This is a genomic window from Phycisphaerales bacterium (assembly GCA_040217175.1).
Classification (GTDB): domain Bacteria; phylum Planctomycetota; class Phycisphaerae; order Phycisphaerales; family UBA1924; genus JAHCJI01.
Genome location: JAVJNT010000002.1, coordinates 1,157,229 through 1,171,298, shown reverse-complemented (window position 1 = coordinate 1,171,298; position 14,070 = coordinate 1,157,229). Strand labels below are relative to the sequence as shown.

Annotated in this window: 11 protein-coding genes; 3 read left to right on the top strand and 8 right to left on the bottom strand. The window is 66.6% G+C overall.

Annotated features, from left to right (window positions below; translation table 11 throughout):
- Positions 1-321: 321 nt before the first annotated feature.
- Entirely contained in the window at positions 322-2,232 is a 1,911-nt protein-coding gene (locus tag RIA68_12195) for a GC-type dockerin domain-anchored protein (protein MEQ8318202.1), read from the bottom strand.
- A 481-nt stretch (positions 2,233-2,713) separates the two neighbouring features.
- On the opposite strand from RIA68_12195, the gene RIA68_12190 reads away from it, so the two are divergent.
- Both RIA68_12190 and RIA68_12185 read left to right on the top strand, forming a co-directional pair.
- Positions 2,714-3,319 carry a hypothetical protein gene (locus tag RIA68_12190; GenBank protein MEQ8318201.1) on the top strand — a complete coding sequence of 202 codons (606 nt, stop codon included), beginning with the start codon at positions 2,714-2,716 and terminating at the stop codon, positions 3,317-3,319.
- A gap of 78 nt (positions 3,320-3,397) precedes the next feature.
- Positions 3,398-4,942, top strand: a complete 1,545-nt coding sequence (locus RIA68_12185) for a glycine--tRNA ligase (protein MEQ8318200.1) — start codon at positions 3,398-3,400, stop codon at positions 4,940-4,942.
- 144 nt (positions 4,943-5,086) lie between these two features.
- Here the strand turns inward: RIA68_12185 and RIA68_12180 are convergent, their stop codons facing one another.
- The 6 genes from RIA68_12180 to lpdA all read right to left on the bottom strand — a co-directional run bounded on the left by RIA68_12180 (position 5,087) and on the right by lpdA (position 12,109).
- Positions 5,087-6,358 (bottom strand): GC-type dockerin domain-anchored protein, encoded by a 1,272-nt coding sequence (locus RIA68_12180; protein MEQ8318199.1) that lies wholly within the window; start codon positions 6,356-6,358, stop codon positions 5,087-5,089.
- 156 nt (positions 6,359-6,514) lie between these two features.
- On the bottom strand, positions 6,515-7,444 hold the full coding sequence (locus RIA68_12175; GenBank protein ID MEQ8318198.1) for a GC-type dockerin domain-anchored protein: 930 nt from the start codon (positions 7,442-7,444) through the stop codon (positions 6,515-6,517).
- A gap of 108 nt (positions 7,445-7,552) precedes the next feature.
- Positions 7,553-8,509: a LamG domain-containing protein gene (locus tag RIA68_12170; protein MEQ8318197.1), complete on the bottom strand. Its 957-nt coding sequence runs from the start codon at positions 8,507-8,509 to the stop codon at positions 7,553-7,555.
- 89 nt (positions 8,510-8,598) lie between these two features.
- Positions 8,599-9,453: a GC-type dockerin domain-anchored protein gene (locus RIA68_12165; GenBank protein MEQ8318196.1), complete on the bottom strand. Its 855-nt coding sequence runs from the start codon at positions 9,451-9,453 to the stop codon at positions 8,599-8,601.
- A gap of 41 nt (positions 9,454-9,494) precedes the next feature.
- On the bottom strand, positions 9,495-10,454 hold the full coding sequence (locus tag RIA68_12160) for a GC-type dockerin domain-anchored protein (protein MEQ8318195.1): 960 nt from the start codon (positions 10,452-10,454) through the stop codon (positions 9,495-9,497).
- Positions 10,455-10,564: 110 nt separating this feature from the next.
- Positions 10,565-12,109 (bottom strand): dihydrolipoyl dehydrogenase, encoded by a 1,545-nt coding sequence (gene lpdA / locus RIA68_12155; protein MEQ8318194.1) that lies wholly within the window; start codon positions 12,107-12,109, stop codon positions 10,565-10,567.
- A gap of 220 nt (positions 12,110-12,329) precedes the next feature.
- Here lpdA and RIA68_12150 point away from each other — a divergent pair, with 220 nt between their 5' ends.
- Positions 12,330-13,301, top strand: coding sequence for a hypothetical protein (locus tag RIA68_12150; GenBank protein MEQ8318193.1), 972 nt, complete (start codon positions 12,330-12,332; stop codon positions 13,299-13,301).
- On the opposite strand, the gene RIA68_12145 is transcribed toward RIA68_12150, so the two are convergent.
- The gene (locus RIA68_12145) at positions 13,298-14,065 is read right to left on the bottom strand and encodes a class I SAM-dependent methyltransferase (GenBank protein ID MEQ8318192.1); all 768 of its coding nucleotides are present in this window, start codon (positions 14,063-14,065) and stop codon (positions 13,298-13,300) included. The two genes, RIA68_12150 and RIA68_12145, sit on opposite strands and share 4 nt — an antisense overlap.
- Positions 14,066-14,070: the final 5 nt, after the last annotated feature.

Below are 14,070 nucleotides of genomic sequence, written 5' to 3'. Positions count from 1 at the left end.
CCAGACGTATCTTGGCTTGGAAGACGTACCCCCAGCTTCCCACGAACGAGTCGATACTTCCGTCAATATAAGTAATGCCGTATTTGCGGCATTATGTCAAGAGCAACTCGGCTCGAACAGCTAGTTTCGCGTGCGAATGTGGTAGTTTTACGCAAGTTTATGTGCGTGGTATTGCCATGAGGTCCGTGCGGCGTTGGGCTCGCGGGGGCTTGCCACGCCTCGGATGGCTCGGCAACTCCGGCACCCGAAAAAGAACGAGGCCCCGGATTGCTCCGGGGCCTCGCGGTCACTCAGAAGGTTTCAGAACGGACGGGGCTGGGATTAGTCGCAGCCGGCGTCGAAGGCGTTCTGGAAGCAGAGGAAGTCGAAGAGCGTGAGGATGCCGTCCTCATCGCAGTCGGCCGCCAGGTCACCACCATCGAAGGCGTTCTGGAACGCCAGGAAGTCGAAGATGGTCAGGCTGCCGTCGTCGTCGAAGTCGGCGTAGCAGTCGGCGCCCGTGCCGATGAAGCCGAGCTGGGCCTCGATCAGGTCGCGGACCGCACCGTCTTCCATGGAGTCGTAGTCGAAGCCGTTGAAGAGGGTGGCATCGCCGTTGGCAACGATGATGGCACCGTCGCCGGAGGTGGAATCGAAGGTACCGACGATCTCGGCACCAGCGTCAGCGGTCATGCTGTCGCCGTTGTCGTTCCACGGGCTCGGATCGATGGCCGGGTTCACCGGGCTCGAGGCGCTGCCCCACGACGGGTGACCGGCGTTGTCGAAGACCGAACGCGGGGTGAAGAAGTCGACGGCCGTCGCGACGCCGAAGGCGTCCTGCAGCACGGGCTCGGCGTCCATGTTCCAGAAGGACAGGTGGGCGACGTTGCCGCGATCGATGAAGTCATCGAAGGCGGCGGGGGTGCCGGCGTCGAAGAAGCAGCAGGGGTTGCTGACCAGAGCAACGCCGTAGTCGGGGTTGTTCAGGGCAGCGGTCAGGCCCGGGAAGTCGCTCTCGAGCACGAGGTCCGGGGTGATGCCCGCGGAGTTGACGGCGGCGGCCAGGTGGCCGTCGTTGCCGGACTGGAACTGGATGACCAGGCTGCCGGGGGGCGGGGGCGGGGGCGGAGCGGTCTCGACCCAGGCGATCTGCGCCTCGAGCAGGTTGGTCATGCCGCTGCTCTCCATCGAGTCGTACTCGAAGCCGTTGGCGAGCGTGCGGTTGTCGTTGCTGACGACGGTGGCGCCATCACCCGAAGCGCTGTCGAAGGTCGAGACGACCTCGTCACCGGTCAGGCTGTCGCCGTTGTCGTTCCAGTCGTCGCCATCGACGGCGACCGGGCTGGCGGCGCCGCCCCACGAGGGGTGCGACGCGTTGTTGAAGACCGGACGCGGCGCGAAGAAGTCGACGGCGCTGTCGATGCCGAGGGTGCTCTGGATGGCCGGATCGGCGTCGGTGTTCCAGAACGAGAAGTGCACGCGGTTGCCACCGCTGACGAAGGCGTCGAGCTCGGCGTCGAAGCCGGCGGCGAAGTTGTTGGCCGGCTGGTGGATGATGGCGAACACGTAGTCGCCGCTGGCCAGCGCCGCGTTGAGGGCGGCGGTGTCGCTACGGATCAGGTCGTAGTTCAGGCCCAGGTTGTCGGCAGCAGCGATCTCGTTGTCGTCGCCGTTGCTCTCGGTGTAGATCAGGATGCGGGCCGGAACGTCGCCCTGCACGTAGCGGAAGTCATCGAAGGCGGTCTCGGGACCGGTCACGGTGACCGAGCCGATGGCCACGGTCGAGGTCCAGGCCTTGGGCTCCATGGAGCCGTCGCCGGGGCCGTAGCCGTCGCCGTCGCTGAAGAAGCCGATGCTGCTGCCACCGAGGTCGAAGAACTCGATGTCATCGCTGCCGACGCCGGCGGCGCTGGCCTCGAAGCCGAAGCCGGTGATGCCACCGATGCCGGTGAAGTCGAAGGTGACAGAGCCGAAGCCGAAGATGGTGCCGAAGATCGTGCCGCTGGACGGCTGGATCGGGCCACCGGGAGCGCGGAAGTCCTGCCAGTCGCCGAAGTCGACCGAGGCAAAGCTCAGGTCGCCACCGACGCCGACATCACCGCCGAAGATGCTGGTGAGGAACGTGCGGCCACCACCGGTGCCCTCCATGTCCTCGAGAGCGTCGGGCGCGAACGGGCCAGGGGTGACCTGGGCAAACGTGGTGCCGGCGGCCGCGAGGATCGCGGCGGCGGCGAGAACCTTCTGAGTGTTCATCATCTCTTCAAACCCCATTTGCAAATGGAAACTGGGTGTGCCCGGCACGCTGCCAGGCCATCAAAACAGGAAACCGAGGCCGTTGTCCGAACGGCCGCGGGTCAGCAAGCTTGTTTGGGATTGCACGCTGGGTGAGAACTCACCGTGCGATACCCCCATCTCGTGTTCGGACCCGGGTGCAGCTCTCCAAGCCGCAGGCCGGGCCGGCCCCATCAGGGCCTTCTCTCGATGTGCGACGCCAACTGCCGTGGCGACGCGTTCCTCTCTCGCATGCAGGACAAGCAGAATCACCCCGCCGGATGCATCCCTTGGGATGCCACGGTGGGGTCCGGTGATCAGTCTGGTCTGTGGCTGATTTCCCAGGAAATACCGCTGTCCTCCACGATCTCTCTGGCTACTACAATGGCCCCGGATGCCTTCGATGTCAAGCGGAAAATACCCAATGGGCAGGATTTTTACGTCAGGGCTTGCCCTGTTTACCATGCTGCTCCTGGTAGTCGGTGGGTATTTGGCGTTGTCGAGAGCCCGCGCAGATCTACGGGCCGATATCTACCGCGATCGGCTCGAAGAGGTCGCCCGCGACTACACCGCCTTGGTCGAGCAGTTCAATAGCGCCGTCACGCAGGCCGCCGTCACCGAACTCGTGGTCGATGAGGGCTCGATGAGCGTGCGAGTCCGCAGCCGCCGCGGCGTCGAGACCGTGATCCCCACGCCCTACGACCCGCAGCGCGAGATCTACGTCGACTACGTGGTTATCGGCGGTCGGCTCTGGATCCGGCGGGTCTTCGACGATCGCACGCCGCCCACCGAGGGCATCGTGATCGACCCCGAACTGGTCGACGTGGACTGGGACGAGCCCGGCGCCGTGGTGGGCAAGGCGGTGTATCGCTCGCTCGGCGAGGGCGTGTGGCAGGTGAACGTGACCGGCCAGGGTGCGCTCGGCCTGGTACGCGTCGACGAGAGCCAGCGCCGGCCCCTGATCGAGGCCCCCGAGGTGCTCGAGTTCGACACCATCGAGGCAGCCGTGCGCGAGGAGCAGGAGCGGGTATCGTTCGGCGACCTGCTCAAGAAAGCGTTCGGCGGCTGAATGGCGGGAAACTGGGATCGGGCGGAGGTCCGCGAGCTTACGCTCGCGGCTCGGATGGATGACCGTTTGGAGTCACGAATGAGCGACGTTGTTGCTGGTGAAGCGAAGTCGATGGAAGAGCTGGTGAGCCTGTGCAAGCGGCGTGGGTTCATCTTCCCGGCCAGCGAGATCTACGGCGGGCTCAACGGCTTCTGGGACTACGGCCCCCTGGGCGTGCAGCTCAAGAAGAACCTGGCCGACCGCTGGTGGCGCGACATGACGCTGACCCCGCCGATGCGCGACGGCGCTCCGGTGTCGATCGTGGGCGTGGACTCGAGCATCATCCAGAACCCGCGGGTGTGGGAGGCGAGCGGGCACGTTGGTGGGTTCAGCGACCCGATGGTCGACTGCACCGAGACCAAGTTCCGCTACCGCGCCGACCACCTGGTGTGCCTGGGCGAGAAGGGCGACACGAGCGGCCAGATCTACGTGCACGTCGAGGACGACGACGAGACGTACGCAGCCGCGCGCAAGAAGCTGGACAAGTACAAGAAGCGCACGCTGGGCGACGACGAGATCGACATGTGCCCGTTCGTGTCGCTGAGCGCCGAGGAGCGGGCGATCGCCGTTGGGCCGCACGCGAAGGCGCCCGGCACGCTGACCGAGCCGCGCGCCTTCAACCTCATGTTCCAGACCTACGTCGGCGCGACGGCCAGCGAGGACGACAAGGCCTACCTCCGCCCCGAAACCGCCCAGGGCATCTTCCTGAACTTCGCAAACATCACGGACACGTCTCGCGTACGCGTGCCCTTCGGCATCGCCCAGATCGGCAAGGCCTTCCGCAACGAGGTGACGCCGCGCAACTTCATCTTCCGGTCTCGTGAGTTCGAGCAGATGGAGATGGAGTTCTTCTGCCACAAGGACGACGCCCAGCAATGGCTCGACTACTGGGTGGCCGAGCGCAAGCGCTGGTGGAACAGCGTCGGGCTGAGCGACGACAACATGATCGTCCGCAAGCACGACGACGACGAGCTGGCCCACTACTCGAAGAACGGCGCGGGCACGTACGACATCGAGTACCGCTGGCCCTTCACGCACCCTGGCTTCGGCGAGCTCGAGGGCGTGGCGCACCGCAGCAACTACGACCTGAGCCAGCACAAGGAACACTCTAAGAAGAAGCTCGAGTACTTCGATCAGGAGCGCAACGAGCGGTACCTGCCCGACGTCATCGAGCCAGCGGCGGGGCTGACCCGCGGCGTGCTGGCGCTCTTGTGCGAGGCGTTCACGCCCGACGAGAGCCGCGCCAGCAAGGTGGTCATGAAGTTCAAGCCCAGCATGGCGCCCATCAAGGCGGCCGTGTATCCGCTGGTGAACAAGGACGGCATGCCGGAAGTAGCCGAGAAGCTGGTGCGCGAGCTGCGTGGGCGGTTCGGGCACGCGGGGCTCATCGAGTACGACCCCAAGCAGAGCATCGGCAAGCGTTACGCCCGCATGGACGAGGCCGGCTGCCCGGTGTGCTTCACCATCGACGGCGACACGATGACCGACCAGACCGTGACCTACCGCGACCGCGACACGCTCGCGCAGGATCGCATCGCGATCGACAAGGTCGGGGACTGGCTGGCGGAGAAGCTCGAGGCGTAGGCCTCAGCAGCCCGCGTCGAGGATGGAAGCCACGGCCAACATCTTCCGTATGTGCATCACGCAGAAACTCCCCGGAGCCGCCTCGCCTCGCGGCCCCGGGGAGTTGTCAAAACATAGTCATGGCCGTTTGGGCCGTGGTCCCGATCAGTCGCAGCCCACCGCGAAGGACGTCTGGAAGGCCAGGAAGTCGAACAGCGTCAGCACGCCGTCGCCGTCGAAGTCGGCGGCCAGGTCGCCCGAATCGAACAGGCTCTGGAAGTCCAGGAAGTCGAAGATCGTCAGCTCGCCGTCGCCATCGAGGTCGGCGTCGCATGCGGCCAGTGCCACGGTCAGGGTCGCCGCGGCACGGATGCGGTCTTCGCCCAGGACGAAGTCTTCGTTCAGGTCGAAGCCCACGAGCGAGTCGTCGAGCAGCACGCACGAGAGGAAGACGCCGCCGCGGACGCCCACGACCGTCGGGGTCGAGGTCAGGTCCATCGCGACGCCGTCGAGCGTGGCGCTCTTGACGGTGAGGTTCATGGTGACGCCCGAGCCGTCGCCGGTGGGCCGGCCGAGGCGGAAGCCGTCGCCGACGAGTCCGCCCGAGATGTTGATCGTGCCGTCGTAGGCGCGGAATTCCGAGCCGATCGCGCCGCCGGTCATGTTGAAGATGGGGTCGACGCCGCCGCTGCCGTTGAGGATCGCGCAGTTGCGATCCATGGCGCCGCCGGACATATCGACGACGCCCTTCTCGACGACGAAGTCTCGGCCGATGGTGCCGCCGGTGATGGTCAGGCGGTTGTCGATGGTCTTCATGAAGCCGTTGCGACCGACCGAGCCATCCGAGATGGTGGCCGTCGCGCGGTCGTCGAGCTGCAGGGCGCCCTCGATCGTGCCGCCATCGATGCTAACTGTCGCGTCGTCGATGGCGAGGATGAAGGTGTCGACCGTGCCGCCCGTCATGTTGAACTCGGCGTCGTCTTCGATGATGAACGCGGCCTGGCCGCCGGCAACGAGGCCGGCGTCGCCGCCCGACATGTTGCAAACGGTGTTGCCCTGCAGCCACACGCCGCGGCGCGTCTGGCCGTCGGTGATGTTGAGCGTGGTCGTGCCGACCTCGCCGACGAACTTCACGCGGATGAGCTCGCCGCCGTCGAGGTTGTACGTCACGTCCTCGACGAAATGGTCGATGGTCGGGAAGCCCGCGGCACCGCCAGCCTCGATGTTGACCGTTGCGCCGTTGAACGTGAACGCGCCGCCGGCGCCGGCGTCGGGGAACATCACCCCGCCGCTCAGTACGTTGACCGTGGCGCCGGGATTGGCGGTGAACCACGATTCGGCCGGCAGCGAATCCGGCGGGATGTTGATGACCTGTGCGTGGGCCGAGCAGGCAAAGCCAGCGGAAAGGGCGAGAGCGGCGAGGGAGAGGCGAGTCATGATCAGCTCCTTAATGGTTACGAATACCACACGGGAGCGGCACGGCCATGGCAGACTCACGCCATTCCTTAAAGATTGACTGTTTCCAGCGTGAAACTGGCGAAGCTGGGCGTAGCGGGCCCCGGGCCACGCTCGTTCTTGGACGCTCCGGCGGCCCTACGGACACCCGGCGTCGAACGCGTTCTGGAAGTTGAGGAAGTCAAAGATCGTGAGCTCGCCGTCGAAGTCGAGGTCGGCCGTTGGGTCGTTGGCGTCGAAGAGGTTCTGGAACGCGAGGAAGTCGAAGATGGTGAGCTCGCCGTCACGGTCGAGGTCGGTGATGCAGCGCACCCGCTGGTTGTCTCGGATGCCGACCTGGGCCGACTGCACGGTGACGCCATCGGGCACGTCGAAGACCACGTCGTCAAAGGCCAGATCGGGCAGCGTCGTGGAGGAGAACGTCGTCCGCCAGTCGTCGGTCGTCGCGGGCACCCAGATCGACCTCGAGAGGCGCACCCGGAGCGCGACCGGCGTGTTGACCGGGACCCGGAAGCCGCTGAGCTCGATCACGCCGCCGGGCGGGATGCCATCCTCGATGATGCCCGTCCGCTCGACATCGGGCGGGCCGGACGAATTGACGGTGGCGATGAAGGTACCGGTTCGAACGTCGCCGTCGAGCTCGAACTGCTGCTCCTCGACGAGGGTCGCCCCGGCGATGACGTCGAGGCAGCACAAGGTGAAGCCTCCGCCGCCGTATCGGACAGAGAGGCCGACGCCGCTCGACTCGAAGACGACGTCGCTGAACGTGACCTCGGTCCAGCCGCGCGTGAGCGTCTCGTCGCCACCACTTCTGCCACGGCTCGCGGTGACACGCAGGTCCAGGAGCCCGGCGTCGGCACCCCGCATGAACGGGAAGGCCAGGATTGCTTCCTGCGCCAGCATGCCCCGCTCGGCAAAGATGAGGAAGGGAATCGGATCGACCCGCACCACTTCCGGCTCGTCGTTGAACTGGTAGCCGGCCTCGAACCGGGCCTGCCCCATCGCCAGCGGAGCACACGTCCCGACCGCCCCGAGCGTCACGACTCCCAATGCCATCACGTTCCGCATGACTCCCTCCCCTGGCAGGGCCTCACCCGACCAACTTCTCATACCGGCCCGCCTACGCAAGGTTGCGGCCTCTCTCGAACCCGCATGAGCACCGCAGACGCCTGCCATTCACGGGCACCCGGCGTCGAAGGCGTTCTGGAAGGCCAGGAAGTCGAAGATGTCGAGGTTGGACGTGCAGGTCGTGGGATTGAAGTCGGCTCGGCGTTCGCCGGAGTCGAAGGCGTTCTGGAACTCGAGGAAGTCGAACACCGTGAGCTGCCCGTCGCCGTCGAGGTCGGCCGGGCAGCGGGCGCCGTCCACGAGTGCGTCGTAGTGCTCGCCGACCTCGTCTGCCGAGAGCACGCGGTCGTACAGGACGACCTCGTCGATGTTTCCGCTGAAGTAGCGCACGAGGTCGGTAGCGCGCTGGACGTAGAAGGGCGATGCGTGAACGTCGGGCACGCCGGCGCCCGGAAGCGAGAAGTCGCGCTCGACGTCCACTTCCTGGCCATTGATGAAGAGCCTCGAACCGGTCACGTCATCGTTGACGCCGCCGCCTGAATCGCGCGTCCAGACGAGGTGCACCCACTCGCCCAGCCCATAGCTCTCCAGCGATCGGGCACCGCCGTTATAGAAGCCGGCGTACGGACGTGACTCGTCGTTGCGCAGGATGCTGAAGTAGACCGACTGCCCGGTCCTGGGCGCGCCCCAGTGCAGGAACGGTGCGTAGAACGGGTTCTGCGGCGTCGCAAAGACTCGGACCACGGCCTCGGCCGTAAAGGTCGGGTTGCCGGTCAGCGAGGCCGGCACGTCCGACGCCGACTCGACGTACGGCTGGGAAGGGTGCTCGAAGCACGCGGCCGTGTCGCCCTGCAGCGACGCTTCGCCCAGGAACACCGGGCCGAAGAAGACGCCGTTGAAGCCAGCGCCCAGCGAGCCGTAGTTGATGGCCTCAGAAGCGCCGCTCGCCTCGTCGAAGCGGTACCAGAGCAGTGGGTTCTTATCTGCAACGAGGTCGTGGAACGCCACGGGCGCAGCAAGCGCCGGCGACGCCAACGCAACGATGCAGGCGATCTGGGTCTTCATGATCTCTCTCCTCCACATGAGAATCTGAGCTACGGCATCGGCTTCGCGACGATTCCAGGCCGCATCGAGTCTTCGACGCTCGAACGTCGCTACGAACACCCTGCGTCGAACGCGTTCTGGAACGCGAGGAAGTCAAAGATCGTCAGTTCACCATCCCCGTCGAAGTCGGCCGCGAGATCGCCGGCGTCAAAGAGGTTCTGGAAGGCCAGGAAGTCGAAGATCGTGAGCACGCCGTCGCCGTCGAGGTCGGCGCGGCAGCACCCCGGCGTGGCGACGCGGAACCGCGGCGTCTCGAAGTCGCTGTTGGCCCAGGTCGTGCCGTCGCCGAACCAGACGAAGTTGGTCGCGGCGGGGAACGGGTCGCCGTACGCGTCGAGCGACAGCAGCGGCGCACCATCGACCAGTAGCGTCGCGAGCGGGCCGTCGACGCGCAGGCGGTACGAACGCAACGTTGTCGTGTCGAGGTCGGCCTCGACCACGCTCGGCGAGCCAGCCGTCGCGCGCAGGTCGTTGGCCAGAAACACGCGAGCAGAGCCGAAGCCGGCGACGAACGTCCGTCCCTCCGCGTCGATGAGCGTGAGCATGACGCCCGCGGCCGGCCAGTCGGTGCAGGGCGCGGTCGTGTACTCCGAATCGAGCACGCGCAGGTCCAAGTCGAACGAGATGCCGTCCTCGAAGTCGAAGGGCTCACCAGCGACGAACCAATAACCGGCCTGCTCTTCCATCGACGGCATGCCGCACGCGGGCTCGGCGAAGGGCAGCGTGGACTGGTGGAGCACGCCGCCGACGACCTCGACGACCGACGGCCCCGGCGGCTCGATCTGTCTGAACCAGCCCTGGTCTTCGGGGAAGGTCCCGCGGGCGGCGCCGTAGCCCTCGCAGAGCTGGGCCCGGGCGGCGGCGGAGAGCGACGCGACGACGATCACCAAGCCCAGAGCACGCATGGCCTGCCTCCGCAAGCGCTACGCGCGGCCCGAGCGAGGGGTTACGGGCACCCGGCGTCGAACGCGTTCTGGAAGCTCAGGAAGTCGAAGATGGTCAGCTCGCCGTCGCCGTCGAAGTCGGCAAGCGGATCGCCGGCGTCAAACAAGTTCTGGAAGCTGAGGAAGTCGAAGATGGTGAGCTGGCCGTCGCCGTCGAGGTCGGCACGGCACGCCGCATCCCACACGAAGGCGATGCCGACGACTTGCTCCGAGGTGCCGAACGCGCCGATGTCCGCGTAGCTCGTGTCCAGCACCTCGACGAGGAACCCGCCCGACGAATCAAAGCCCGTCGTATACAACCGGCCGGTCCGCGGATCGATGGCGCTGTCCCCGACGTTGCTCCGGAACGGCGGGGTCGCCAGCAGCATGTACGTCGGCGTGCCGAAAGGATCGTCGATGGCCGCGACGGGAGGAAGGCCATCGGACGCGTTGTAGTCGTGCACTACGAGTCGCGAGTTGAGGTCGTCCCAAACGACGCCGTCGTTGTCGCCCAGCCCGAGGTCGTCCGAGGTATCGAGCACCGCGCCCGTCGAGTCAACGAGCACGAGTCGGTCTTCGAACACCGTGCCCGTCGGCCCGGCCGTCAGCACGTATCGCCCGGATTCGCCCGCGTAATCCACGGTGGCCACGTTCTCGAACATCGGGGGCAGGCCCGAAAGCCCAACGGGCGGTGACGCCACGCCACTCACCGGATCGATGAAGACGAGCTCCGTCGCCGCATCGTCGTTCAGCTTCAAGACGAGCCGTTGCGTTGTCGGATCGAACGCGAGCGGACCACCCTGGCCGATGCTGAAGAGCGGCGTGGCGACGCCGGTGTCGATGTCGATCTCGACGACCTGCCCGTCGGCGGTCACGCCCACCATTCGGGCCGAGGCGAACGCGATCGTCGCGGACGCGAGGATCACGCCCGGCACGATGCTGTGCGTGAGGTGACCGAGCAACTTGTCGAGAGCGCGTGCCATGAGAAGCCTCCTGCCAACCAAGATAACGAAAACGCCCCCGCGTTGCAAGGGCGTTCGGAGCGTTTGGGGCCGGCCCGCGAGCTCAGGCTGGCGGCTTGGGAAAGCTGCGCTCAGGCGTTGATCACGCGCCCCTCGCTCGCCAGCGCCGCCTCGTGCACGCTCTCGTGCATGGTCGGGTGGGCGTGCACCGTCGCGATCAGCTCCTCGCTGGTCGCTTCCAGGCGCCGCGCGAGGCTGAGCTCGGCGATGAGTTCCGTCGCCTGGTCGCCCATGATGTGGGCGCCCAGGATCTCGCCCCGCGGCAGGCCCCGGATGATCTTGCAGAAGCCATCGGTATGGCGGGTGGCGATGGCCTTGCCCAGCGCGCTGAAGGGGAACTTGCCGACCTGGTAGTCCTGGCCGGCCTTGAGGCCCTGGGCCTTGAGCGCCCGCTCGGTGTAGCCGATGCTGGCGACCTGCGGGTGGCAGTACGTGCAGCCCGGGATGATCGAGTAGTCCATGGGGAAGGGCTCGTGGTCGAGCTTGCCCTCCTTGTGCGCGAAACGCTCGACGCACAGGATGGCCTCCTCGCTCGCGACGTGCGCCAGCCACGGCGGGCCGATGACGTCGCCGATCGCGTAGATGCCTTCGAGGTTGGTCTTGTAGTCGATGCGCTGCTCGCCCAAGATCGCAGGGTCGTAGTCGGTCTTGATGTGGTCCTTGACGGTCTCGAGTCCGAGCTTGTCGTCGAACAGGCCGTCGAAGCGGCCCTTCACGCCGATGGCCAGCAGCAGCTTGTCGGCCTCGATCACTTCCTTCTTGCTCTCGTCGGCCTTGCCATCCTTGAAGGGCGCGACGGTGACCTTCACGCCCTTGCCCTTCGCGTCGACCCCCACGCACGTGGTGCCGGTCTTGATGTCCATGCCCGCCTTCTTGTAGAAGCGCAGCATGGCCTGGCTCACGTCGTCGTCCTCGACCGGCAGGATGCGGTCGAGCATCTCGACGACGGTGACCTTGGTGCCGTACGTGTGGTAGAAGTAGCCGAACTCCATGCCGATGGCGCCCGAGCCGACGACGATGAGGTGCTTGGGAAAGCTCTTGTTGAACATGGCCTCGCGGGCACCCCAGATGTGCTCCGAGTCGCCGAACTTCGCAAAGGGCAGGTCTCGCGCGACCGACCCCGTCGCGATGATGACCTTGTCGGCCGTGATGGTCTCACGCGGCTTGGCGGCGGGCTTGGCGGGCGCGTCGGTGCGCTCTTCCTCCACCTTGCAGTCGTAGATCTCGATCTTGGCCGGCGTCTTGCCCTTCGCGGGGGCGACGATCTTCGCGCTGGCCTCGATGTGCTCGATCTTGTTCTTCTTGAGCAGGAAGCCCACGCCCTGGTTGAGCTTGTTGGCGACCTCTCGGCTGCGGCCGATGACCTTCGTCCAGTCGAAGTCGATCTTGCCGCTGATCTTCATGCCCCACTCTTCCTTCTCGTGGAGCTTCTCCATCAGCTCGGCGTTGGAGAGCAGGGCCTTGGAGGGGATGCAACCCCAGTTGAGGCAGACGCCGCCGAGCTTGGCCCGCTCGATGCAGGCGGTCTTGTAGCCCAGCTGGGCGGCGCGGATGGCGCCGACGTATCCGCCGGGGCCCGAACCGATGACGACGACGTCGAAGTGCTTGTCGGCCACGGAGTTGCCTTTCTGGTGAATCCTGGGAATCTTGAGGTCGTGAGGCAGAGCGGGCAGTCTAGGTGCCGGCTCTACCGATTGCCCGGTCTACAGGGTCGGCCCAACCCCCGAATAAGGCGGCACGAGGACGACCCGTAACCCATACTCGAAGCAGCAACGTGCAGGCGAGGTTCGCCCCCGGCCGACCCGGCCCGGGGCGCAGTGGAAAGGAGCGTGCCCGATGACTGGGCGCCCGCTTGCTGTCGCGTGTTCCGTGCTCGCTGCGTCGTTCGCATTCCCCCTGGAACGTGCCCACGGGGGCGATCCCGTGCTGGTCGTCACCACCGCCACGTTCGGCTCGACCATGCTCTACAGCGTCGATCCCAACACGGGCGAGGTCGTTTCCGCCGTCGAGCTGATTGGCACGGGCACCACGGGCCGCACGCCGCTGGCCGGCCTCGCGCGGGATGGCACCGGCACCATCCTGGGCTTCACCCCGAGCGCCGACAACGAGTTCTACCGCGTCGACGCGCTCACCGGCCGCGCTTCGCGGGGCGGCCGGCTGGGCCTGAGTGCCCGCGAGGGCGGCGTGGCCGTCTTCGCCGATGGCACCATCATGGGCGCCAGCACGGGCTCGCCCGGCCGCCTCTTCACGATCAATCCATCGACCGGCCGCGCGTCGCGCGGGCCGACGATGTCTCCCGCCACCGACATCTCGGGCCTCGACGTGCGCGCCGATGGCCTCCTGATCGGCCTCGACCTGCGCGGCACCGACGGGCCGCCCTCGATCCGCGCCATCGACCCCGACACCGGAGAGACCATCGTGCTGGCCGATCTCGCGGCAACGGGGTCGCTCGACGACGCCGGCGGGCTCGCGATCCTCGACGGCGCCGAGAAGGAGGTCGGCTACTACGTCGTCTCGGGCGACGGAGCCGGCGACCAGGCAGAGCTGTGGAGGTTCGATCCGTACACGGGCCAGCAGTCGTTCGTCGGCGTGCTCGATGGCGTCAGCGCCGTCTCGGGCATGACCGCGTTGCCCTGCGCCGCGTGCCCGGCCGACCTCGACGCCGATTGCCAAGCCACGATCTTCGACCTCATCCTGCTCGGCAACTGGATCGAAGCGGGCGACCTTCGCGGCGACGTCAACGGCGACGGCGTCATCGACCTGTTCGACTTCCTCTTCTTCTTCGACGTGCTCGAGCGTGGCTGCTAGCGCGCCGCCGCGTCGTACGGCCCGGCCAACGCACCGAGGAGCTGGATCTGCCGCCAAAAGTCGTGGCTCTCAAGCACGCGCGTCTGCGGATTCGGCGCACCACGCGCGGGCTTGCGCAGGACGCTGATGCAATCGATCAGCGCGCGATCCTTGGGCCCGCCCTTCGTGCACAGCTCTTGCAGGGGCACCTCCAGCCCGCACGCGAGCGCACGTTCACGAACGCCCGAGCCGCCAACGCTCCGCGCACGCCAGTGGATGGGCGTGCCCGACTCGAGCGCGGCGTCGGCAAGATTGCTGTGGTGCAGGAATGCGACGCCGCCGGGCCGCAGCACCCGCCAGAGCTCGCGCACGTACGAACCCATCGAATCGAGCTCGGCGTGCACCAGGCTGTCGTAGCTGAAGCAGAGGTCGATCGGCCCGTTGATGCGTTCGCTCGGTCCGCCCAGCGTCACGCCATCACCCAGCACGCAGTGCACCCGTCCGCCGAAGCGGGCGCGGCATGCGTCCAGGCACGCCTCGTCGATGTCGATGGCCGTCAGATCGGCTGCGTGCCGCAAGAGGTACTGCGTCCATCGACCGCGGCCCGGCGCAATCTCGAGGATGCTCGGCTCCGGCGGAAGCTGTTTGAGGAAGGGCAAGAGCCGCGGCAGCAGGATGCCGTGCCACCAACGCTCGCTGCCGCCGGCCAGCGTCGACCATTCCTCGCCGTCCCTGCCCCAGTCGTGCGAGGCCCACTTCTTCTTGTTGGCTTCGAGCGAAGGCATGTCGT

Bases quoted from the DNA above. Each gene is read 5' to 3' on its own strand.
- RIA68_12195 (MEQ8318202.1), bottom strand. From the start codon at position 2,232: ATGAACACTCAGAAGGTTCTCGCCGCCGCCGCGATCCTCGCGGCCGCC.
- RIA68_12190 (MEQ8318201.1), top strand. From the start codon at position 2,714: ATGCTGCTCCTGGTAGTCGGTGGGTATTTGGCGTTGTCGAGAGCCCGC.
- RIA68_12185 (MEQ8318200.1), top strand. From the start codon at position 3,398: ATGAGCGACGTTGTTGCTGGTGAAGCGAAGTCGATGGAAGAGCTGGTG.
- RIA68_12180 (MEQ8318199.1), bottom strand. From the start codon at position 6,358: ATGACTCGCCTCTCCCTCGCCGCTCTCGCCCTTTCCGCTGGCTTTGCC.
- RIA68_12175 (MEQ8318198.1), bottom strand. From the start codon at position 7,444: ATGCGGAACGTGATGGCATTGGGAGTCGTGACGCTCGGGGCGGTCGGG.
- RIA68_12170 (MEQ8318197.1), bottom strand. From the start codon at position 8,509: ATGAAGACCCAGATCGCCTGCATCGTTGCGTTGGCGTCGCCGGCGCTT.
- RIA68_12165 (MEQ8318196.1), bottom strand. From the start codon at position 9,453: ATGCGTGCTCTGGGCTTGGTGATCGTCGTCGCGTCGCTCTCCGCCGCC.
- RIA68_12160 (MEQ8318195.1), bottom strand. From the start codon at position 10,454: ATGGCACGCGCTCTCGACAAGTTGCTCGGTCACCTCACGCACAGCATC.
- RIA68_12150 (MEQ8318193.1), top strand. From the start codon at position 12,330: ATGACTGGGCGCCCGCTTGCTGTCGCGTGTTCCGTGCTCGCTGCGTCG.
- RIA68_12145 (MEQ8318192.1), bottom strand. From the start codon at position 14,065: ATGCCTTCGCTCGAAGCCAACAAGAAGAAGTGGGCCTCGCACGACTGG.